This window comes from Pseudomonas kribbensis, assembly GCF_003352185.1.
GTDB lineage: Bacteria > Pseudomonadota > Gammaproteobacteria > Pseudomonadales > Pseudomonadaceae > Aquipseudomonas > Aquipseudomonas kribbensis.
Window position 1 is genome coordinate 3967741 of the sequence record NZ_CP029608.1, and the last position, 21073, is coordinate 3988813.

The 21073-nt window shown below is 60.2% G+C and carries 18 protein-coding genes; 8 read left to right on the forward strand and 10 right to left on the reverse strand.

Features of this window, described 5'->3' with window-relative positions; translation table 11 throughout:
- Nucleotides 1-2 precede the first annotated feature (2 nt).
- Both DLD99_RS18100 and DLD99_RS18105 read right to left on the reverse strand, forming a co-directional pair.
- A complete protein-coding gene (locus DLD99_RS18100; RefSeq protein ID WP_114884032.1) occupies nucleotides 3-1196 on the reverse strand; it encodes an efflux RND transporter periplasmic adaptor subunit in 1194 nt (397 codons plus the stop codon).
- 49 nt (nucleotides 1197-1245) lie between these two features.
- Nucleotides 1246-2493, reverse strand: a complete 1248-nt coding sequence (locus DLD99_RS18105) for a TolC family protein (RefSeq protein WP_114884033.1) — start codon at nucleotides 2491-2493, stop codon at nucleotides 1246-1248.
- A 409-nt stretch (nucleotides 2494-2902) separates the two neighbouring features.
- Here DLD99_RS18105 and DLD99_RS18115 point away from each other — a divergent pair, with 409 nt between their 5' ends.
- From DLD99_RS18115 to DLD99_RS18135, 6 genes are all read left to right on the forward strand, one after another.
- Nucleotides 2903-3577: a heavy metal response regulator transcription factor gene (locus tag DLD99_RS18115; protein WP_007951475.1), complete on the forward strand. Its 675-nt coding sequence runs from the start codon at nucleotides 2903-2905 to the stop codon at nucleotides 3575-3577.
- A complete protein-coding gene (locus DLD99_RS18120; protein ID WP_114884037.1) occupies nucleotides 3574-4980 on the forward strand; it encodes a heavy metal sensor histidine kinase in 1407 nt (468 codons plus the stop codon). The genes DLD99_RS18115 and DLD99_RS18120 overlap by 4 nt, the downstream gene beginning before the upstream one ends.
- Nucleotides 4981-5364: 384 nt before the next feature.
- Nucleotides 5365-5493 (forward strand): hypothetical protein, encoded by a 129-nt coding sequence (locus DLD99_RS29500; RefSeq protein WP_256576931.1) that lies wholly within the window; start codon nucleotides 5365-5367, stop codon nucleotides 5491-5493.
- 50 nt (nucleotides 5494-5543) lie between these two features.
- On the forward strand, nucleotides 5544-6764 hold the full coding sequence (locus DLD99_RS18125) for a YcaO-like family protein (protein WP_114884039.1): 1221 nt from the start codon (nucleotides 5544-5546) through the stop codon (nucleotides 6762-6764).
- Nucleotides 6761-7711: a class I SAM-dependent methyltransferase gene (locus DLD99_RS18130; RefSeq protein ID WP_114884041.1), complete on the forward strand. Its 951-nt coding sequence runs from the start codon at nucleotides 6761-6763 to the stop codon at nucleotides 7709-7711. The genes DLD99_RS18125 and DLD99_RS18130 overlap by 4 nt, the downstream gene beginning before the upstream one ends.
- On the forward strand, nucleotides 7708-8586 hold the full coding sequence (locus DLD99_RS18135; RefSeq protein WP_114884043.1) for an alpha/beta fold hydrolase: 879 nt from the start codon (nucleotides 7708-7710) through the stop codon (nucleotides 8584-8586). The genes DLD99_RS18130 and DLD99_RS18135 overlap by 4 nt, the downstream gene beginning before the upstream one ends.
- A 43-nt stretch (nucleotides 8587-8629) precedes the next feature.
- On the opposite strand, the gene DLD99_RS18140 is transcribed toward DLD99_RS18135, so the two are convergent.
- Genes DLD99_RS18140 through DLD99_RS18165 form a run of 6 tightly spaced genes read right to left on the reverse strand, consistent with a single transcriptional unit; the run spans nucleotide 8630 to nucleotide 14579 of the window.
- Nucleotides 8630-10372: an ABC transporter substrate-binding protein gene (locus DLD99_RS18140; protein WP_114884045.1), complete on the reverse strand. Its 1743-nt coding sequence runs from the start codon at nucleotides 10370-10372 to the stop codon at nucleotides 8630-8632.
- A gap of 47 nt (nucleotides 10373-10419) precedes the next feature.
- On the reverse strand, nucleotides 10420-10692 hold the full coding sequence (locus tag DLD99_RS18145) for a DUF2160 domain-containing protein (RefSeq protein ID WP_039767461.1): 273 nt from the start codon (nucleotides 10690-10692) through the stop codon (nucleotides 10420-10422).
- Between the two features lie 10 nt (nucleotides 10693-10702).
- Nucleotides 10703-11503, reverse strand: a complete 801-nt coding sequence (locus DLD99_RS18150) for a carbohydrate ABC transporter permease (RefSeq protein WP_114884047.1) — start codon at nucleotides 11501-11503, stop codon at nucleotides 10703-10705.
- Between the two features lie 9 nt (nucleotides 11504-11512).
- The gene (locus DLD99_RS18155) at nucleotides 11513-12379 is read right to left on the reverse strand and encodes a carbohydrate ABC transporter permease (RefSeq protein WP_085712412.1); all 867 of its coding nucleotides are present in this window, start codon (nucleotides 12377-12379) and stop codon (nucleotides 11513-11515) included.
- Nucleotides 12376-13485: an ABC transporter ATP-binding protein gene (locus tag DLD99_RS18160; RefSeq protein ID WP_114884049.1), complete on the reverse strand. Its 1110-nt coding sequence runs from the start codon at nucleotides 13483-13485 to the stop codon at nucleotides 12376-12378. The genes DLD99_RS18155 and DLD99_RS18160 overlap by 4 nt, the downstream gene beginning before the upstream one ends.
- Nucleotides 13485-14579, reverse strand: coding sequence for an ABC transporter ATP-binding protein (locus tag DLD99_RS18165; RefSeq protein WP_085712414.1), 1095 nt, complete (start codon nucleotides 14577-14579; stop codon nucleotides 13485-13487). Before DLD99_RS18165 ends, DLD99_RS18160 begins: the two co-directional genes overlap by 1 nt.
- A gap of 249 nt (nucleotides 14580-14828) precedes the next feature.
- Here DLD99_RS18165 and DLD99_RS18170 point away from each other — a divergent pair, with 249 nt between their 5' ends.
- Both DLD99_RS18170 and DLD99_RS18175 read left to right on the forward strand, forming a co-directional pair.
- Complete coding sequence (locus DLD99_RS18170; protein WP_114884051.1) at nucleotides 14829-16679, forward strand: sigma-54-dependent Fis family transcriptional regulator; 1851 nt, start codon at nucleotides 14829-14831, stop codon at nucleotides 16677-16679.
- A gap of 208 nt (nucleotides 16680-16887) precedes the next feature.
- Nucleotides 16888-17760, forward strand: a complete 873-nt coding sequence (locus DLD99_RS18175) for an undecaprenyl-diphosphate phosphatase (RefSeq protein ID WP_085712416.1) — start codon at nucleotides 16888-16890, stop codon at nucleotides 17758-17760.
- 100 nt (nucleotides 17761-17860) lie between these two features.
- On the opposite strand, the gene cysS is transcribed toward DLD99_RS18175, so the two are convergent.
- Both cysS and DLD99_RS18185 read right to left on the reverse strand, forming a co-directional pair.
- The gene (cysS, locus tag DLD99_RS18180) at nucleotides 17861-19243 is read right to left on the reverse strand and encodes a cysteine--tRNA ligase (RefSeq protein ID WP_114884053.1); all 1383 of its coding nucleotides are present in this window, start codon (nucleotides 19241-19243) and stop codon (nucleotides 17861-17863) included.
- A gap of 20 nt (nucleotides 19244-19263) precedes the next feature.
- Entirely contained in the window at nucleotides 19264-20964 is a 1701-nt protein-coding gene (locus DLD99_RS18185; RefSeq protein ID WP_114884055.1) for a glutamine--tRNA ligase/YqeY domain fusion protein, read from the reverse strand.
- Between the last annotated feature and the right edge of the window lie 109 nt (nucleotides 20965-21073).

Consider the following 21073-nt stretch of genomic DNA (forward strand, 5'->3'; position numbering starts at 1 on the left):
GTTTAATGACTGTGCTCGGCCGAGGCTTTGCCCAGCTCCGATTTGAGGACGAAGCTGCCGGCGCTGGCGACTTGCACGCCCGGCTCCAGTCCGGCGGTGACTTCCACCTGCCCCGCCGCGCGACTGCCCAGCTCCACCGCTTGCGCCTTGAAGCCGTCGTCGGTGCGCACGAATACCGTGGGTTTGTCCTCGACGGTCTGGATCGCGGTTTCCGGTACGGCGACCTTGGCCTGACGGCTGTCGGTCGCGACCAGCGCGGTGACAAACAGGCCGGGGCGCCATGAGCCTTGCGGGTTTTCCAGGGTGACGCGCACGGTCGCGGTACGGGTCTGTTCACCGAGCAGGCTGCCGACGTAAGCCACGGTGCCGCTGACTTCAGCATTCAGTTCCGCCGCGCTGACGGTGACGGGTTTGCCCACTTGCACCTTGTTCAAATCCTTCGGTGAAACCCCGAAGGTGACCCACACCCGCGACAAGTCCGAGAGCGTGAAAGCCGCCGTGGTATCATCGACCACCTCGCCCGGCGTCAGGTGTTTTTCCACCACCACGCCATCGAACGGCGCCCGCAGTTCATAACGATTGCCGCCGGTAGCGACCACGCTGTCGCTGAGGACGCTGATCTTTTGCCGGGCGTTGCTCACGGCAATCTCGGCTTCTTCCAGGGCTTGGCGGGCCTGGAGGAAATCCTGTTCGGCGGAGATCTTGTCCTGCCACAGTTTCTTCTCGCGTTCGAACGTCGTGCGCGCCAGGGCCAGACGGCGTTGTGCGGCCGCCTGTTCGCTGCGCTGATCGGAAATCTGCTGACTGGCGATCACGGCCAGCAACTGACCCTTCTTCACCGACTGCCCGAGATTGACCGACACCGACTCGACCACCCCCGGTACACGTGGCACCACATGGGCGGTGCGATCCTCGTCGAAGCGCACTTCGCCGGGGAACGGCAAGCCGAGACTGATGCGCTGCGCCTTCGCTTCGGCCAGTTGAATACCCGCCGCCGTGATCTGCTCCGCCGTCAATTCGATGTGTCCTTCTTCGCCATGCTCGCCTTCGGCGGCAGTGCCCTCTTCTGCGTGATCCGCGTGCTCGGAGGCTTCATCGGCATGCGCATCGATGCCCGCGTTGCCCGCCCACATCGACCCGATGCCAATGCCCAGCGCCAAGGTCGCCGCAGCGACCACGATCAGTTTTTTATCCATGGAAACTCCTCTGCGCCGTGCCGTCGCGCAGTGATCAGAAAATTGAAATTCAACGGTTGATGCCGAGGTCGCCGAAAATGCGTTCGATACGGACCCGGGCGTCGGTGGCCTCGCTCACCGCCTGGATGTATTGGCTGCGAGCGGCGATCAATGTGCGCTGAGCGTCGAGCACGTCGAGGAAGCCGAACTTGCCCATTTCGAAACCGCGAGTGGCGCTGTCGACCGCACTTTGCGCGGCGGGCAGGATGGTCCGATCGAACGCCTGGATTTCACCGTTGGCGGTCTGCCACTGCTCCAAAGTGGTCTGGATTTCCGTGCGCAGACGCAGCTCGGTGGCGTTGCGCAGGTCCCGCGCCTGATCAGCACGCCGCGCCGCCGCCAGCACATTGCCCTGATTGCGGTTGAACAACGGGATCGGCATCGACAGCCCGACCACGTTGACCCGCTCGCGCTCGGTTTCGCTGTACTGACTGCCGATGCTGACGGTGAGATCGGGAATCCGCTGGGACTTCTCCAGTCCAAGCGATGCCTCGCGCTGATCGATCTGCAACCTGGCCAGACGCAGTTCCGGCGTTTCGTTGAGGCGCTCAAGCAATCGGGTCGGCGGGGGGACGCTTGGCAGGCTTTGAGCAGCGCTTTGCACCGTAGTCGAAGTCGGCAACGGCGCACCCATGACCTGCGCCAGTTGCTGGTACGCATTGGCCTGATCACGCTCGGCGCGGCTCAGTTCCAGGCGAACCTCAGAGAGCTGTACTTGCGCCCGCGTGCCTTCCACCGGCGACGACTTGCCCGCCTCGATCCGCCCCTGAGCCACACGCACACCGTGTTCGGCCAGTTGCAGCGACTGACGGCTCAGTTGCAAACGTTGCTGCGCAGTTTGCGCACCGTTGAACGCTTGAATGACATCGGCGCGCAACGCGTTGCGCTTGCGCTCCAGCTCGATGCCGGCGGCATCCTGCGCACGGCTCGCCACATCGATTCGCGCGCCACGCTTGCCGCCTAGCTCGATCGGCTGACTGAGCATCACTGTGGTGGTGCGCGACTGGCGCCGGGTGTCTTCGGCCTCCCACGAAACCTCGGGATTGGGGATCAGGCCCGCCTGTTTGCGGTCACCTTCGGCAATGCCGATTTCCCACTGCGCAGCGGCCAGATCCGGGTTACCGGTGAAGGCGGTTTGCAGGGCCTGATCCAGGGTCAGGGTCGATGCACTGGCAAGACCTGTACAGGCCAGCAACAAGAGGCCGCTGGCGGTTTTTTTCAGGCGTGAGCGCGCCGTCCGTTCTATTAAACCGGGCAATGGAAGACTTCCTTTAATCAAGAATCTTTGATTGCGCCACGTTAGGGTTTTGAACTTATCGACAAGGTGACTGAAAAATTACAAATCCGTTATCAACAGTTCATCGAAGTTGTTTTGCTCTAGGATTCCGGATTCGAATGGCGTTGTAGCAACACATGGAAACAAATACTGGTTAGTTATCTGCCGAACAGCACTTGCCGAAATCGATGTCATGAAAAAACCGCTCCATTGCTGCGACAGGCTGTCGCGGATAGCCGGTTTAAAGGGCTTGAACGTTGACTCTGTAGCCACTACAGCCTTTACCTTGCACGCCATCCAGCAACAGAAACCGTCCGAAAGTCCTTACAAAAACAACAAACTTCCGGGCCACCTTAATTAAATATCCATTGAATAAAAGTGGTGAAAGATCATGCGAATCCTTGTCGTCGAGGACGAGCTTAAAGCTGCCGAATACTTGCATCAGGGTCTGACGGAAAGTGGTTATATCGTTGACCATGCCGTTAACGGTGCCGACGGTTTGCACTTGGCGCAACAACAGGTTTATGACCTGATCATTCTGGATGTGAATCTGCCGGAGCTCGACGGCTGGAGCGTGCTTGAACAACTGCGTCGCACTCACTCCACCCGGGTGATGATGCTCACCGCACGGGGGCGCCTGGCAGACAAGATCCGGGGGCTGGATCTGGGCGCCGACGACTATCTGGTCAAACCCTTCGAGTTTCCGGAACTGTTGGCCCGGGTGCGCACCCTGATGCGTCGCAGCGAAAACATCCCGGTACCGCAGGTACTCAAAGTGGCTGATCTGGAACTCGACCCGGGCCGACACCGGGCGTTTCGCGGCACGCAGCGCATCGACCTGACCACCAAGGAATTCGCTCTGCTGCACCTGCTGATGCGCCAGTCCGGCGAAGTGCTGACCCGCACCCAGATCATCTCGCTGGTGTGGGACATGAACTTCGACTGCGACACCAACGTGGTCGAGGTCTCGATCCGCCGCTTGCGGGCGAAGATCGACGACCCGTTCGACAGCAAGCTGATCCACACCCTGCGCGGTGTCGGCTATGTGCTGGAGGCGCGGGAATGAAGCCGGCCAGCCTGTCGCTGCGACTGGGCCTGACCGTCAGCATTCTCGGTGCGTTGCTGGTGGTGTTCCTGGCGATCCTCGCGTATTTCGCCCTGACCCATGAACTGAACGCGTTGTCCCGTGACAGCCTGGAAAAGAAGATGGCGCAGGTGGAACACAGCCTGTCGCTGTACGTCGATGCCAATGAAGTCAGTGGCAAGCCGCACATTCTGCTCGATCAGGTCATGGGGCATGACAACCTGACGCTGACGATTTATGACCGGGGCAATTTGCGCTCGCCGCTGCTCAAGTCCGGAACAGGATTGACGGACCCACGGATCGAATTGAAAGCGGTGCGGGCGACGACCGATCAACTGACTTACACCGACAGCGCCGATGCTGAAGGCGCGAAGTTTCTCACTGCCTCGAAGCTGATTCGTCTGAAGGACGGCAGCAACGTGCCGGTACTGTTGTCGATGGACAATGCCCACGACCAGGCGCTACTCAGCGCCTACCTGCGCTCGACGCTGATGGCCTTGCCGTTGCTGCTGGTGTTCATCGGTCTGACCGCCTGGGGCGCAGTGCAGCGTGGACTGGCGCCGCTGCGCGAGTTTCGCAAAGTCGCGGCCCGGGTGACCACACAGGACCTCGACCACCGGCTTTCAGTGGTGAACATGCCTCAGGAACTGAGCGAACTGGCGCAGGGCATCAACGTGATGCTTGATCGTCTGGACAGCGGCGTGCAGCAGTTGTCGCAGTTCTCCGATGATCTGGCCCACGAACTGCGTACGCCGATCAACAACCTGATGGGCAAGGCTCAGGTCACGCTGTCGCGGGAGCGCTCGGTCGAGGACTACAAGGACGTGTTGGTGTCGTGCACTGAGGAACTGGAGCGCGTCGCGCGGATTGTCTCGGACATGCTGTTTCTGGCTCAGGCCAGTCAGCCGATGGCGCACGCATCGTTCGAGCCGATTGCACTGGAAGATGAGGCGTTCAGGGTGACCGACCTGTTTTCCCTGTCGGCGCAGGAAAAGCAGATTCATCTGAAGGTGGTCGGCAGCGCCCGGGTGTCGGGTGACCGTTTGATGATCCAGCGGGCGATATCGAACTTGCTGTCCAATGCCCTGCGCCACTGCCCGCCCGGCAAAACCGTTTCGCTGTTCATTGAACAGTCACCGACACAGGTGGCGCTGCGGGTGAGCAATCCCGGCGCGGGTATCGAAGCGCAGCACTTGCCACATCTGTTCGACCGTTTCTACCGGGTCGACAGCAGCCGCACCCGCTCACAGGGCAGCACCGGTCTGGGGCTGGCCATCGTGCGCTCGATCATGAGCCTGCATTCGGGAACCGCGCAGGTGCAGAGCCGTCCGGGGGCGATGACGGTTTTCAGTCTGGTGTTCCCTGTTTTTGCAGAAAGGCACTAAAACCTTCCAACAAATTTGTGCGGTGTTTTCTCAATCTTCGTCAGAAAAATCACCGCACAAGTGCGCCATACCTCCATGCAAATCCTTCAGTGCGATATTGCGTCAGTCTCACGATGAAGCGTCTGACAAGGACAGGGAAAAACTTCGCAGACGATTGGTTCCTGATCGTTTCGTTCGCCTTCTTGCACGCAGTTCCCTCCCCTCTAAAACTAGCCTTTGCTTTGATCCTGACGCGTCTATTCAAGATTTATCAGTACGTATTTCGGCGCGGGTAAATACCGCGAACGGAAACGTCTGGATATTTTTGACCCGCTCGTCACTGCCCTCTTAGATTCGGCTCGTGCTTGCAACAGCACACTCAAACGACAACCAAGGAGAAACCTCATGGGCTACATGGGCAGCTGGAACGCCAACCAGATCGATGAACTCGACGAACAGGAAACTCCTTCGGCCGAGCAGATCGAAGCACTGCAACTGACCGAAGAAGAACAGGCGGAACTGAACGCCGAGTGACAAGACCCGCGAGGGCCGCGCGCCCTCGCGGGCTTTCCAGGAAGGTACCCATGGACAAGACAAGGATGGCCGAGCGTGAGCTGACGGCCGAACAGGCAGAGCGACGTATCCAGACCGAACTTTCACGCCTCGGCCTCACGCCGGTAACCCGTACACTCGGCAGCAAGGTGGTCGCCGTTCAGGCGAGTCTTCACGGCAGCGACAATCGCCATGCCCGTGGCGGCGGCAAGGGTTATGCGGATCAGGCACACCTGGGCGCGCTGTATGAAGCCCTCGAACATTATTGGACGGATGAACGCTTCGCGACCGATGTTCACCACGAGACGGAGCACTATTTCAAAGACTCGCCGATCTTTGCCGATGACTCGCTTCTGCAGAGGCTCTGTCAGCAAAACGTGCGCATCCCCTGCAGGACCTACGTCTGTCCGCCGTGGCATGAGCGGTTTTCCTATCCGCTTGCGCTGACCTCGCCCAACGGCTCACGTCAGCACTCGTTAACGGGCACGGCCGACTGCCGCGTGGTGCGACGCTACGCCAGCAACAGCGGCACCGCCATTGGCGCCACTTACAGCGAAGCGATGCTGCACGCCGCCAACGAATGCATCGAACGCGATGCGGTGTCGTTATTTCTGCTCAACCATTTCTATTACGAAAATCACCCGCCCCTGCGACGGGTAGCCCGCCTCAGTGACGGCGACGACCTCGGACGTCTGTGGACCGATGCCGAACAGGAAATCGGCGGAGAAATCGTGCTGGCGGATATCAGCAGCGAATTCAAGGCACGAACCTTTCTGGCCTTCACGACTGAACCGGGGCCTCATCCACAGGTTTACGGCAGTGGCTGTTCACTCGACCCACGTCACGCCGCATGGCGTGCGCTCAGTGAACTGGTGCAATTGCAATTGAATGCCGCCGAGCCCGAATACCACCAGACGCTGACCAATGCACTGCGCAACCTGCAGCCCTTCCCGCGCCTGCTGCGCTGCGCGCAATTTGATCCGCAGATGCTGTTGCATCGCTGCCCGCAACACGAAGTAGCGCTGCCCGGCGTCAGTGAGGACATGTCCGTGGACGATCAACTCAACTTGCTGACTCAAGACCTGCAAAGCCATGGCCGTACGCTGGGCGCTTCGATCCTGCAGCAAACCGGGCTCGGCACAACCCTGCTCAACGTGGTGATTCCCGGACTGGAGAGGTTTTTCGTGGTCTCCAGCGGCAACGTTGTCATCCCGCAGGCCCGGGGTCGTACTCTGGATAGAGCCGCTCCATGAACCGACTCGATCGCTCCCGGGAACTGGCATTGGCCAGTACCATGCACCTTCACATCGACGAGAAAGGTACTGTCGGCCATTACCTCGAACCGCCAGGCAGCGGACTGCATCATGTGTTTTTCCTGCGGGTGAATGGCGAGGTCTGGGTCGGCCGCAAGCGCCTGCAACGTGACCGGCATTTTCGATGGCACGCCAGCAGCGTGCTCAAACCCTGCATGTTGCTGGGTCCGCATCTCCACTCACTATGGGGGGATGAAGGTTTGTCGATCGGCTATCGGACGGCCTCTGTCGAACAGAAAGCGCAGACCTTTGAACGAGCATTACGCCTGCCTGACAGCGAGATTCTGTTCCCGTTTCCGATAGTTGACGCGGCAGGACGGGAAGTGGTCTGTCCGGCTGATTTCTGGCAATGCAGCGAATCACTGGCCGAACAATTGAACAACGATGAACAACACCTGCGCGAACAGTGCGCGGGGCTGCTCCAGGCAATCACCGAAACCGGCGCGTTGATCTACGACCCGGCCTGTTCGACGGGCGAATTCATTGCCCACCTCGCCCGCGCCCTGCCCGACTGCCTGTGCCTGGGGAGTGATCGCTCAGCCTCGATGATCGAACACGCCCGACAAGTTCATGGGAGCACGTCTGTCGAGTTTCGTTTGCTCGATGCGAGTGACGCCTTTGATGCCGGAATTCACTGCGATGTACTGATCCTGCGCTTCCTCAACGCCGAAGTCTTGACCCGCCGTGAAGCCCGGACCGCATTCGAATCACTCATCCGGTGCGTCAAACCTGGAGGCACCCTCCTCGTTTTCGGTCACACCCCGGTGCTGATCCCTGTCGTCTGGCTCGCCGCCGCCCACAACCTGCAACTGGAATCCACCGTCGCGGCACGTCCGGGACAAATGGAACTGTTCCAGTTCTATCGCCTGAAGGTCGCAACCGCATGACGTTCTCCCTGCAAGGCAGAGGCTTTTACCCGACCGACGACGGTCATCAACTCTATTGGGAACGGCATGGGATCACGGGAGGCGAACCGGTGTTTTTCCTGCATGGAGGCCCCGGCGGGCGAATCAGCCGCCATCACCTGGAATTCTTCGACCTGCGCCGTTTCGACATCATCCTGTTTGACCAACGCGGTTGCGGGCGCTCGACGCCTTACGGCGAATTGCGCGACAACACCACAGGCCTGTGTGTCGAAGACATCGATGCTCTGCGCCAGCATTTCGGCTTCGAAAAGATCAGTGTGCTCGGCGTTTCGTGGGGCAGTTGGCTGGCAATCCAGTACCAGCAGCGCTATCCCCAGCACCTGCTGAAAACCACGCTGGTTTCGGTTTTCGTACCTTTTACAGCCAATGTCCGGGCGTACGACCGGGCACTCAATGAGGGGCCGGCACAACTGCCGCAAACCGTGTCACGCCATCGCGCCAGGGACATCTTCCGGATACTCGGCGAAGGCTGCCCGTTGCAACAGCGCGTCGCCGCCATCGAATGGTTGAATGCTGTTCTGCGCCGCACGGGCCAGACGGTTTGCCCCGGCACACTGGAGAGTTTCGTCGATCAGGAAGCGGTGCTCGCCATCCGTCTGGAATTGCATTACCACCTTCAAGGCTATTTCTTCCAGCCAAGGGACCAGAAGCTGACCCTCGACGACAACACCCTGCTGATCCAGGGCATTCGGGATACCTTCGGCATGGCCAGCGTGCGCTGGCTCAGACAACGCATGAACATTCACTGCCGTTTGCTGCATGCCGGGCACAACGCCTTCGAAAGCGCCATCCTCAAAACCGTGCGCCGGGCGGTGAAACGTGAAATCGAGAGCTGAAAAAAACGGCACCCGAAGGTGCCGTTCTGTTCCCCCAAAACGCTTACTTGCGTGCTGCCTCCCACGACTTGAGCAGTTCGTTGTAGCTCACGGTTTCGCCTTTCGGTTTCTCGTTGGCCAGTTTTGGTTTTGGTGCGCCGGGTTGGTCGAACCAGTATTGCGCGTCGCGCTCGGGGTTCATTTTCGGGGCGCAGGTGGCCTGGGCCTTGGAGCGCTCCAGACGGGTCATGATCGCGTCCTGATCCTTGGCCAGGCCGTCGAGCGCCTGTTGCGGGGTCTTGTCGCCGCTGGCGGCTTCGGCGATGTGGCTCCACCACAGTTGTGCCAGACGTGGGTAGTCCGGCACGTTGGTGCCGGTCGGCGTCCATTGCACCCGCGCCGGGCTGCGGTAGAACTCGACCAGACCGCCGAGTTTCGGTGCCAGGTCGGTCATGGCTTGCGAGTTGATGTCCGACTCGCGGATTGGTGTCAGGCCGACGATGGTTTTCTTCAGCGACACGGTTTTCGAGGTCACGAACTGCGCGTACAGCCAGGCCGCGAGTTTCTGTTTCTCAGGCGTGGACTTCATGAAGGTCCAGGAACCCACGTCCTGATAACCCAGCTTCATCCCCTCTTCCCAGTACGGTCCGCGCGGCGATGGCGCCATCCGCCATTTCGGCGTGCCGTCGGCGTTGACCACCGGCAGGCCCGGTTTGGTCATGTCGGCGGTGAACGCGGTGTACCAGAAAATCTGCTGGGCAATGTTGCCCTGGGACGGCACCGGGCCGGACTCGGAGAAGGTCATGCCCGCCGCTTCCGGTGGCGCGTAGGCCTTGAGCCAGTCCACGTACTTGGTCGTGGCGAACACCGCCGCCGGGCCGTTGGTATCGCCGCCACGGGTCACGCTGGAGCCCACCGGGTGGCAGTCTTCGACGCGAATGCCCCACTCGTCCACCGGCAAGCCGTTGGGCAGGCCCTTGTCGCCGCCCCCGGCCATGGAGAACCAGGCATCGGTGAAGCGCCAGCCCAGCGACGGGTCTTTCTTGCCGTAGTCCATGTGCCCGTAGATGCGCTTGCCGTCGATTTCCTTGACGTCTTCGCTGAAGAATTTGGCGATGTCTTCATAGGCGGACCAGTTCACCGGCACGCCCAGGTCATAACCGTATTTTTCCTTGAACTTGGCTTTCAGGTCGGCGCGTTCGAACCAGTCGGCGCGGAACCAGTACAGGTTGGCGAATTGCTGGTCGGGCAATTGATAGATCTTGCCGTCCGGCGCGGTGGTGAAGGAAATGCCGATGAAGTCCTTGATGTCGAGGGTCGGCGAGGTGAAGTTCTTGCCCTCGTTGGCCATCAGGTCGGTGATCGACTCGGTCTTGCCGTAGCGAAAGTGTGTACCGATCAGGTCCGAGTCGTTGACCCAGCCGTCGTAGATGTTCTTGTCCGATTGCATCACCGTCTGCATTTTTTCCACCACGTCGCCTTCCTGCAGCAGGTCGTGGGTCAGCTTGATCCCGGTGATTTCGCTGAAGGCCTTGGCCAGCACCTTGGATTCATATTCGTGGGTGGTCAGGGTTTCCGAAACAACCTTGATGTCCATCCCGCGAAACGGCTCGGCGGCCTTGATGAACCACTTCAGTTCTTCGAGTTGCTGCTCAGGCGTCAGGGTCGACGGCTTGAACTCGCTGCCGATCCATTTTTTTGCCGCGTCCTCGTAGGCATCGGCCCAGGCGGTTGCGCTCAAACCGCCGAGTGCCAGCATGGCTGCCAATGAAATGCTATGTCGCAGCTTATTGTTTTTGTCGAACATAGAGACCTCCTGTTTAAGTTCTGGAGCAACATTGCCGAGCGATTCGACTAGCCCCAACGCATCACAGCCAACAGCCACACCAGGGACAACGCGGACGCCACCCAGATGCTCCAGTCGGTTACGCCGATCACCAGCAGATGCAGGTAGGCGCTGCCGAGAAGACCGATGAACAAGCGATCGCCACGGGTGGTGGCAATCGGCAGAAACCCTCGCCGCAGGATGCTCGGCGAGCGCAGCTCCCAGGTGGTCATGCCCACCAGGATCAAGCCAATTACGATGAAAAACGCCGCCGTCGGGACGGTCCAGCTCATCCATTCCATCATCAGTTCCTCAGACCCGGCCCAGGGCAAAGCCCTTGGCCACGTGGTTGCGAACAAACCAGATCACCAGCATGCCCGGCAGGATGGTCAGCACCCCCGCCGCCGCCAGCACGCCCCAGTCGATGCCGGACGCCGACACCGTGCGCGTCATCACCGCTGCAATCGGCTTGGCGTTCACCGAAGTCAGCGTGCGCGCCAGCAGCAGTTCGACCCAGGAAAACATGAAGCAGAAAAACGCCGTCACCCCGATCCCGGAACCGATCAGCGGGATGAAAATTTTCACGAAGAATTTCGGGAAGCTGTAGCCGTCGATGTAGGCGGTTTCATCGATTTCCTTGGGCACGCCGGACATGAATCCTTCGAGAATCCACACCGCCAGCGGCACGTTGAACAGGCAGTGCGCCAGCGCCACCGCGATGTGGGTATCGAACAGGCCAATCGACGAATACAGCTGAAAGAACGGCAGCAGAAACACTGCCGGCGGCGCCATGCGGTTGGTCAGCAGCCAGAAGAACAGGTGCTTGTCACCAAGAAAGCGGTAACGGGAAAACGCGTAAGCCGCCGGCAATGCCACGCTCAGGGAAATCACCGTGTTCAGGCTCACGTAGTACAGCGAGTTGAGATAACCGGTGTACCAGCTCGGATCGGTGAAGATCACCTTGTAGTTGTGCAGCGTGAAATCCTGGGGAAACAGCGTCAGGCCGCCGAGGATTTCGGTGTTGCTCTTGAACGACATGTTCAGCAGCCAGTAGATCGGTACCAGCAGGAACAGGATGTAGAGCAGCAGCGGGATCAGTTTTCTTTTGCTCATGGCCGGGCCTCAGCGGTTGGCGTCGCTGTGGGTCATGGCGGTATAGAACAGCCAGGACACCAGCAGGATGATCAGGAAATACACCAGCGAAAACGCCGCCGCCGGCCCCAGGTCGAATTGGCCTACGGCCATCTGGGTCAGGGTCTGACTCAGAAAGGTCGTGGCATTGCCCGGCCCGCCGCCGGTGAGCACAAAGGGCTCGGTGTAGATCATGAAGCTGTCCATGAAGCGCAACATCACCGCGATCAGCAGCACGCTCTTCAGCTTGGGCAGTTGAATGTGGCGGAACACCGCCCAGGCCGAAGCCCGGTCGATCCGCGCCGCCTGGTAATACACATCGGGAATCGCCCGCAGTCCGGAGAAACACAACAGCGCCACCAGCGAGGTCCAGTGCCACACGTCCATCACCAGCACGGTGACCCAGGCGTCCATAGTGTTGGCCGCGTAGTTGTAGCTGATACCCATGGCATTGAGGCTCGATCCCATCAGGCCAATATCGGCGCGGCCGAAGATCTGCCAGATGGTGCCGACCACGTTCCATGGAATCAGCAGCGGAATGGCCAGCACGATCAGCACCACCGATGACCAGCGGCCCTTGGTCGGCATGGTCAGCGCAATGGCAATTCCCAGCGGGATTTCGATTAGCAGCACGCATGCCGAATAGATGAACTGGCGCAGCAACGAGTCATGCAGACGCGGATCAAGCAGCACCTGCTTGTACCAGTCGGCGCCGACGAAATAGCGGCTGGACTGGTCGAAGATGTCCTGCACCGAATAGTTGACCACGGTCATCATCGGGATCACCGCACTGAAGGCCACCAGCAGGAACACCGGCAACACCAGCCACCAGGCCTTGTTGTTCTGCACCTTGTTCATGGCTGCACCTCTTCGCTGGCTTCGAGCAGGAATTCATCGGCGTAGACCATCAGCCACTGCGCCGGAAAACTGATGTAGGCCGTGCCCTGGGGCACCGGTTTGTCTTCGGCCAGACGCACTTTCAGCGGTGCGCCGTCCAGATCCAGGGTCATGATCTTGTAGGTGCCAAGGTCTTCGACGTGTACGACCCGCGCTTGCATCGCGTCATCGAACGGCTCGTCCCACACATGAATGAACTCGGGGCGGATGCCGACTTTCAGGTTTTTCCACTGGCCGTGTTCGATATGCCGTTGCAGCGCGTCGGACAGCGGCAGATGGGTCGAGTTGAAACCGACGCCCCCCGGTTGCGGCTGCACCTCGATCAGGTTCATCCCGGGGCTGCCGATGAAGTAGCCGACAAAGGTGTGGCTCGGCCGCTCGAACAATTCCCGGGGTGTGCCGAACTGCACAATCTGGCCGCCATACATCACCGCGATCTTGTCGGCGAAGGTCGAGGCCTCCAGTTGATCGTGGGTGACGTAGACCATGGTGATGTTGAACTGCTCGTGGATCTGCTTGAGCTTACGCCGCAGTTTCCACTTCAGATGCGGGTCGATCACCGTCAGCGGCTCATCGAAGAGGATCGCCGAAACGTCGTCGCGCACCAGCCCACGACCCATGGAGACTTTCTGTTTTTCGTCGGCGGTGAGGTTGCGCGCCTTTTTGCTCAACAGGTTTTGCAGGTCGAGGACTTCGGCGATTTCCTGCACCTTGCTGTGGACTTTGGCCTCGGCCATGCCCTGATTTCTCAAGGGAAACGCCAGGTTGTCGAACACGGTCATGGTGTCGTAGACCACCGGAAACTGGAAAACCTGGGCGATGTTGCGCTTCTCCGGGGTCAGGTCGTTGACTGCTTTGCCATCGAACAACACATGCCCCTGAGACGGGCTGAGCAGGCCGGAAATGATGTTGAGCAAAGTCGACTTGCCGCAACCCGACGGCCCGAGCAAGGCATAGGCGCCGCCCTGCTCCCAGATGTGGTCCATTTCGCGGATGGCGTAGTCTTCCGACCCGCCCGGACTTTTGCTGTAACTGTGAGCGAGGTGCTGCAAACGGATTTCGGCCATCAGGCAACCCTCGCGACACGCCGGCCCGGCGCCTGCACCAGACGGCCCTGCGCATCGAACACAAACAGTTTATGGGTCGGGATATAGATGCGGATCGGCGCATCGACGTCGTATTCGTGAACGCCGGGCAAGTGCAACACCAGCAGGAAATGCTCGTTGCGCACGTGCAGGAAGGTTTCCGAACCACTGATCTCCGCCACCTCGACGGTCACGGCCAATTCGAGGTCGTCATCGTTGCTCGGCACCAGCGAGATATGGCTCGGACGCACGCCAAAACGGAACTCGCCCTCGCCCACCGGGCGCAGATCGACGTTCAACGGGAAGTGCACAAAGTTGGCGAAACTCACTTCGTTGCCGGCGATGCGCCCCGGCATCAGGTTGATCGGCGGCTCGGAGAACAATTCCGCCGCCAGCACCGTTTGTGGCTGGTGATAGACCTCGGTCGACGGGCCGCTCTGGATCACCCGGCCTTCGTGAAGAATGGTGGTGGTGCCGCCCAAGGCAAGCGCTTCGTTGGGTTCGGTGGTGGCGTAGATGGCGATGGTGTGGCGCGCCTTGAACAGCTCGCGCATTTCCTGGCGCAGTTCTTCGCGCAGTTTGTAGTCGAGGTTGACCAGCGGTTCATCGAACAGGATCAGCTCCGCATCTTTCACCAACGCCCGGGCCATGGCGGTGCGCTGTTGCTGACCGCCGGACAGCTCCAGCGGATAGCGCTTCAGAAACTTCTCGATGCGCAGCATCTTCGCGGTGTCCTGCACCTTGCTCTGGATCTGCTCGTTGGAGATCCCGGCCTGGCGCAACGGCGAGGCGATGTTTTCAAACACCGTCATGGTCGGGTAATTGATGAACTGCTGATAAACCATCGACACGTTGCGCAGACGCACCGGGCGCTGGGTGACATCGACGCCGTTCATCAGGATGCGGCCGCTGTCGGGCTTGTCCAGACCGGCCATCAGGCGCATGAGGCTGGTCTTGCCGGACAGCGTGCGCCCGAGCAGGACATTGAAGGATCCGGCTTCGAATTTCAGGTTCGCATCGTCGATCCAGGTCTGGCCCTCGACGGTGCGGCTGACGTGCTCCAGGGTGAGTGACATGGCTCGGCCTTTTTATTATTGGAGTCAAGCGACGTGTGCAACAGAGCGACATTCGTGCCAGAAATCCCAAGCCGTTGATTCGCCGCGAAAATCGTCAAAAACGCGGACAAAGCACCTTCATTGCTGAACACATTTGAACAGTTCAACGATTGACAATGAACAATAGTGAACAACACTCTATCGATGCTTTTCAGGTCCCGACGGGCCTCATAACAATAATAAAAACGCTGCTTTCAGAGGCTGACTGCCATGTCCGCACCTGCCCCGCCGCTTTCCCACGAAGCCATCGTCCAGGACTCCTGGTCCCGTTGCCGCGCCTTCGGTCTCAAGCATCAAAGTGCACCGGCGTTTGACCAGTTGCCCGCCTCCGGTATCGCGCAGTTGCTCGACAGTCACCATTCGCTGGTACAGACCACCCATCAGGAAGTGCTGCCGTACTACGAGAACATCCTGAGCAATTCCAATTGCCTGATCATGCTGGCCGACAATCAGGGCCAGGTGCTGACGTCCTGGGGCACCCAGCGCTTTATCGAGCCTAATCTGGCACGGGGTTTTCAGGCCGGGGCAAGCTGGATGGAACACGCCAGCGGCACCAATGCCATCGGCACGGCGCTGGCCTGCGAGCAGGCGGTGCACATCGAGCATGACGAGCATTTCCTCAAGGCCAACCGTTTCATGACCGGTTCCGCCGCGCCGATCTTCAACGCCGAACGCAAGGTCATCGCGGTGCTCGATGTGTCCAGTGACAGTTATCTGCCGCCCTCCCATACCCTCGGCATGGTCAAGATGATGAGCCAGACCGTGGAGAACCGGCTGATCCTCAACCTGTTCCATGGCCAGCACTTTCAACTGACCTTCAACACCGGGTTGAACAACCTGGACAGCCAGTGGGCGGGTTTGCTGATTTTCGATGAGAGCGGTCAGGTGCTGTCGGCCAACCGCCGGGCTGACAATCTGTTGGGCGTGCGGTTGTCGCGGGTGAGTGTCGAAAGTCTGTTCAAGGTGTCGTTGCTGGAATTGCTCAATCAGCCGGACGGCTTGCCGTTTTCCTTGCAGACCTCGGGGCGCAATCGATTCCAGTGTCTGTTGAAACGGCCCAAGCAGGCACCGATTCAAGCACGGGTGTTTGCGGAACCCGGAGCCACCGAACCGAAAGTCGCCGCACCGACGGGAATCAGCCTGAGCACCCTGCACTTCGGCGACAGCCGCGTGGAAAAAGCCGTGCGTCAGGCCGAGCGCCTGCTGGAGAAAGACATTCCGCTGTTGATTCACGGTGAAACCGGGGTCGGCAAGGAAGTCTTCGTCAAAGCCCTGCATCAGGCCAGCTCTCGCAGCAAACAGGCGTTCATCGCCGTGAACTGCGCAGCGATCCCCGCCGAGCTGGTGGAGTCCGAGCTGTTCGGCTACGAGAAAGGCGCGTTCACCGGCGCCAACCAGAAAGGCAGCATCGGCCTGATCCGCAAGGCCGACAAAGGCACGCTGTTCCTCGACGAGATCGGCGACATGCCGCTGCCGACCCAGGCCCGCCTGCTGCGGGTGTTGCAGGAACGTTGCGTGCAACCGGTGGGCAGCAGCGAGTTGTTTCCGGTAGATCTGCGGATCATCTCCGCCACCAACCGCTCGTTGCGCGAACAGGTGCAACTGGGGCGCTTTCGCGAGGATTTGTACTACCGCATCGGCGGCCTGACCCTGGAATTGCCGCCGCTGCGCGAACGCAGTGACAGGCAAGCGCTGTTCAAACGTTTGTGGGAACAGCATCGCGAACCGACGCAATGGGCAGGATTGAGCAGCGAAGTGCTGGAGTTGTTCGATCGTCACCCATGGCCCGGGAATCTGCGTCAGGTCAGCAGCGTGATGCAGGTGGCGCTGGCCATGGCCGAAGAGCAACCGGTAAGACCTGAGCATCTGCCGGATGATTTCTTTGTCGATCTGGAGATGGAGCCGCTGGAAACACCAGAGCCTTTGGGGATCGATCTGAATGACAGCGAGGCGTTGAATCGGGAACTGCAGGCGGCCGGGGGCAATATTTCCCATCTGGCGCGGCGGTTGGGGGTGAGCCGCAATACTCTCTATAAGCGATTGCGGCAGGCTGAAGTCTGACGGCTGCGCCGTCAATCGCGAGCAGGCTCGCTCCCACATTTGATCTGCGCCATACACCAATCCCTTGTGGGAGCGAACTTGCTCGCGAAGGCGTCAGTCCCGTCACCCTAAAAAACCCTTCACGGCACCCATTGACCGTACCAGCTAGACTGTGACGAAATGTTTCAGGTTTTCGCCCCTTCTTCCTGATCCTCACAGGGTAAGTTCTTTGACCAACATCTGTTCTACCGGCCTTGATATCGGCTTCGCCTCGCTGGATTACCTGCAAATCGGCATCCTCGGCGTCATTCAAGGCATCACCGAATTGCTGCCCGTTTCCTCCACCGCCCACATGCGCATCGTTCCGGCCCTGCTCGGCTGGCCGGATCCCGGCTCGGCGTTTTCCGCCGCGATGCAACTGGCCGCACTGGCGGCGGTGGTCAGTTATTTCTGGCGCGACGTGAGACAGGTCGCGACCGGCAGTCTGGAGGCGGTGCGACAACGGGATTTCAACAATCAATGGTTCATCCTCGCGGTGGCCATCGTGCTGGCGACCATCCCCATCGGTATTGCCGGCATCGCCTTATCCTCGACGCTCAATGCCTGCAACTCGCCGTTGCGCGGTTTGATGGTGATCGGGATTTCCTGCGTGGTGATGGCGGTGTTGCTGGCCATCGCCGAACTCACCTGTCGCCATCGCCGTACCGTGGGTGAAATGCGTTTGCGCGATGCGCTGATCGTGGGTATTGCTCAGATCGGGGCGCTGATTCCCGGCGTTTCGCGCTCAGGGTCGACACTGACGGCGGCGCTGTTCCTCAACTTCAAACGTGAGGAAGCCGCACGCTTCTCCTTCCTGCTCGGGCTGCCGGCCATCGCGCTGGCGGGGTTGAAGGAGTTGTGGGTGCTGTTCCATGCTCAACTGCCGGCGCAAGCCTGGGCGCACCTGATTTTCGGTCTGGTGATTGCCAGTATCTCGGCGTTTTTCGCGATCTGGGGTCTGATGCGCTTTCTGGAGAAGTTCTCCACCTGGCCATTCGTGATTTACCGCGCAGTACTGGGGATTTTCCTGATCGTCGCGGTCAGCACCGGGCTCTTGAGTTAAGGCCCGCCGCAAAAAACAAAACCCGCACTTGGCGGGTTTTGTTTTTAAAGCACTTACGTTTGTTCCTACGCTGAGCGTGGGAACAAACATGCCGAGTGGATCAGTCAGCCAGACGCCAGGTCGTGCCGCCCTTGCCGTCTTCCAGCACCACGCCCATGGCAGTGAGCTGGTCGCGGATGCGGTCGGATTCGGCCCAGTCCTTGCCGGCACGTGCCGCCAGACGCGCAGCAATCAGCGCATCGACTTCAGCCGCATCCACACGCCCTTCGGCGCCGGCCTGCAGGAAGTCATCGGCTTCGAGCTGCAACACACCCAGCACGCTGGCGAGTTCTTTCAGGCGTGCCGCCAGACCGGCCGCCGCATCGAGATCGCTCTCGCGCAGACGGTTGATCTCACGCACCATCTCGAACAGCACTGCACAGGCTTCCGGCGTGCCGAAGTCGTCGTTCATCACCGTGGTGAAACGCTCGACGAAGGCTTCGCCGCCAGCCGGCGCCACGCTCGGCAGGCCTTTCAACGCGTGGTAGAAACGCTCCAGGGCGCCCTTGGCGTCCTTGAGGTTGTCTTCCGAGTAGTTGATCGCGCTGCGGTAGTGGCTCGACACCAGCAGGTAACGCACGACTTCCGGGTGGTACTTGTCGAGCACGTCGCGAATGGTGAAGAAGTTGTTCAAGGACTTGGACATCTTCTCGCCATTGATACGGATCATGCCGCAATGCATCCACGCGTTGGCGTAAGTCTTGCCGGTGGCCGCTTCGCTCTGGGCGATTTCGTTTTCGTGGTGCGGGAACTCGAGGTCACTACCGCCGCCATGAATGTCGAAAGTCTCACCGAGGCAGCAGGTGGACATCACCGAGCACTCGATGTGCCAGCCCGGACGCCCGGCGCCCCACGGCGATTCCCAGCTCGGCTCGCCCGGCTTGACGCCTTTCCATAGCACGAAGTCCAGCGGATCTTCCTTGGCTTCGTCGACCTCGATCCGCGCACCGATGCGCAGGTCTTCGATCTTCTTGCGCGAGAGCTTGCCGTAGCCCATGAACTTGCCGACGCGGTAGTACACGTCGCCATTGCCCGGGGCGTAGGCGTAACCCTTGTCGATCAGGGTCTGGATCATCGCGTGCATGCCAGGGATGTGATCCGTGGCGCGCGGCTCCATGTCCGGCTTCTTGATGTTCAGGCGCGCTTCGTCTTCGTGCATCGCGGCGATCATGCGCTCGGTCAACGCTTCGAACGACTCGCCGTTCTCGTTGGCCCGGTTGATGATCTTGTCGTCGATGTCGGTGATGTTGCGCACGTAGGTCAGGTCATAACCGCTGAACCGCAACCAGCGGGTCACCAGGTCGAACGCGACCATGCTGCGGCCATGGCCCAGGTGGCAGTAGTCGTACACGGTCATCCCGCAGACGTACATGCGCACCTTGTTGCCATCCAGCGGCTTGAAGACTTCTTTGCTCTTGGTGAGCGTGTTGTAGATCGAAAGCACGGTCATTCCTTAAGACTTGATCACTGGCCCCACGAATCACGCAGGGTCACGGTACGGTTGAATACCGGCTGACCTGGTTTCGAGTCCTTGATATCCGCGACGAAGTAGCCTTCGCGCTCGAACTGGAAACGGTCTTCCGGCTGTGCATTGCCCAGCGAGGGTTCAGCACGACAACCGGTCAGCACTTGCAGTGAGTCAGGGTTGATGTTGTCCAGGAAACTCGCGCTGTCTTCGGCCTTCTCCGGGTTCGGAGAACGGAACAGGCGATCATACAGACGCACTTCGCACTCGACGCTGGCAGCGGCCGGCACCCAGTGGATCACGCCTTTGACCTTGCGACCTTCAGGGTTCTTGCCCAGGGTGTCCGGATCGTACGAGCAACGCAGTTCGACGATGTTGCCGTCGGCGTCCTTGATCGCTTCGTCGGCACGGATCACGTAGCTGCCGCGCAGACGCACTTCGCCGTTCGGCTCCAGGCGCTTGTAGCCCTTTGGCGGCTCTTCCATGAAGTCATCGCGGTCGATGTAGATTTCACGGGCGAACGGCAGCTGGCGCACGCCGAGTTCTTCTTTCTGCGGATGACGCGGCAGTTCGAGGTTGTCGACCTGGTCTTCCGGGTAGTTGGTGATCACGACCTTCAACGGACGCAGCACGCACATCGCGCGCGGAGCGTTCGCGTCCAGGTCCTGACGGATGCTGAACTCGAGCATGCCGAAGTCGACCACACCGTCGGAACGGTTGGTGCCGATCATGTCGCAGAAGTTGCGGATCGACGCCGGGGTGTAGCCACGGCGGCGGAAGCCCGACAGCGTGGACATGCGCGGATCGTCCCAGCCATTGACGTGTTTCTCGTCAACCAGTTGCTTGAGCTTGCGCTTGCTGGTGATGGTGTAGTTGAGGTTCAGACGGCTGAATTCGTACTGACGCGGGTGCGCCGGCACTGGCAGTGCGTCGAGGAACCACTCGTACAGCGGACGATGGCTTTCGAACTCCAGGGTGCAGATCGAGTGGGTGATGCCTTCGATGGCGTCCGACTGACCGTGGGTGAAGTCGTAGTTCGGGTAGATGCACCACTTGTCACCGGTCTGATGGTGATGGGCGTGGCGGATGCGGTACATGATCGGGTCGCGCAGGTTCATGTTCGGCGAGGCCATGTCGATCTTGGCGCGCAGCACGCGGGCACCGTCCGGGAACTCACCGGCGCGCATGCGGGCGAACCAGTCCAGGTTCTCTTCCACCGAACGGTCGCGGAACGGGCTGTTCTTGCCCGGCTCGGTCAGGCTGCCGCGGTATTCCTTGGCCTGCTCAGGCGTCAGGTCGTCGACGTAGGCCTTGCCGGCCTTGATCAGCTCAACGGCCCAGTCGTGCAACTGGTCGAAGTATTGCGAGGCGTAGCGCACTTCGCCGGACCATTCGAAGCCCAGCCATTTGACGTCGCTTTCGATCGCGTCGATGTATTCCTGGTCTTCCTTGGCCGGGTTGGTGTCGTCGAAACGCAGGTGCGTGACGCCGCCGAACTCCTGGGCCAGGCCGAAGTTCACGCAGATCGACTTGGCGTGGCCGATGTGCAGGTAGCCGTTGGGCTCAGGCGGGAAACGGGTGACGATCTGGGTGTGCTTGCCCGAGTCCAGGTCTGCCTGGATGATCGGCCGCAGGAAATTGACCGGCACGGCAGGGCCGGACTTGGCATTCGAGGTAGGGTCGACAGTGGGCTTGCTCATAGGATCCTTGACTTACATGTGCGCGGCCGCAAAGGGGGCCAGACAAAACAAAGCCGCTATCATAGCCGATGCTGTCAAGGGCCTGACAGAGCACACTCTTATAAAGGCG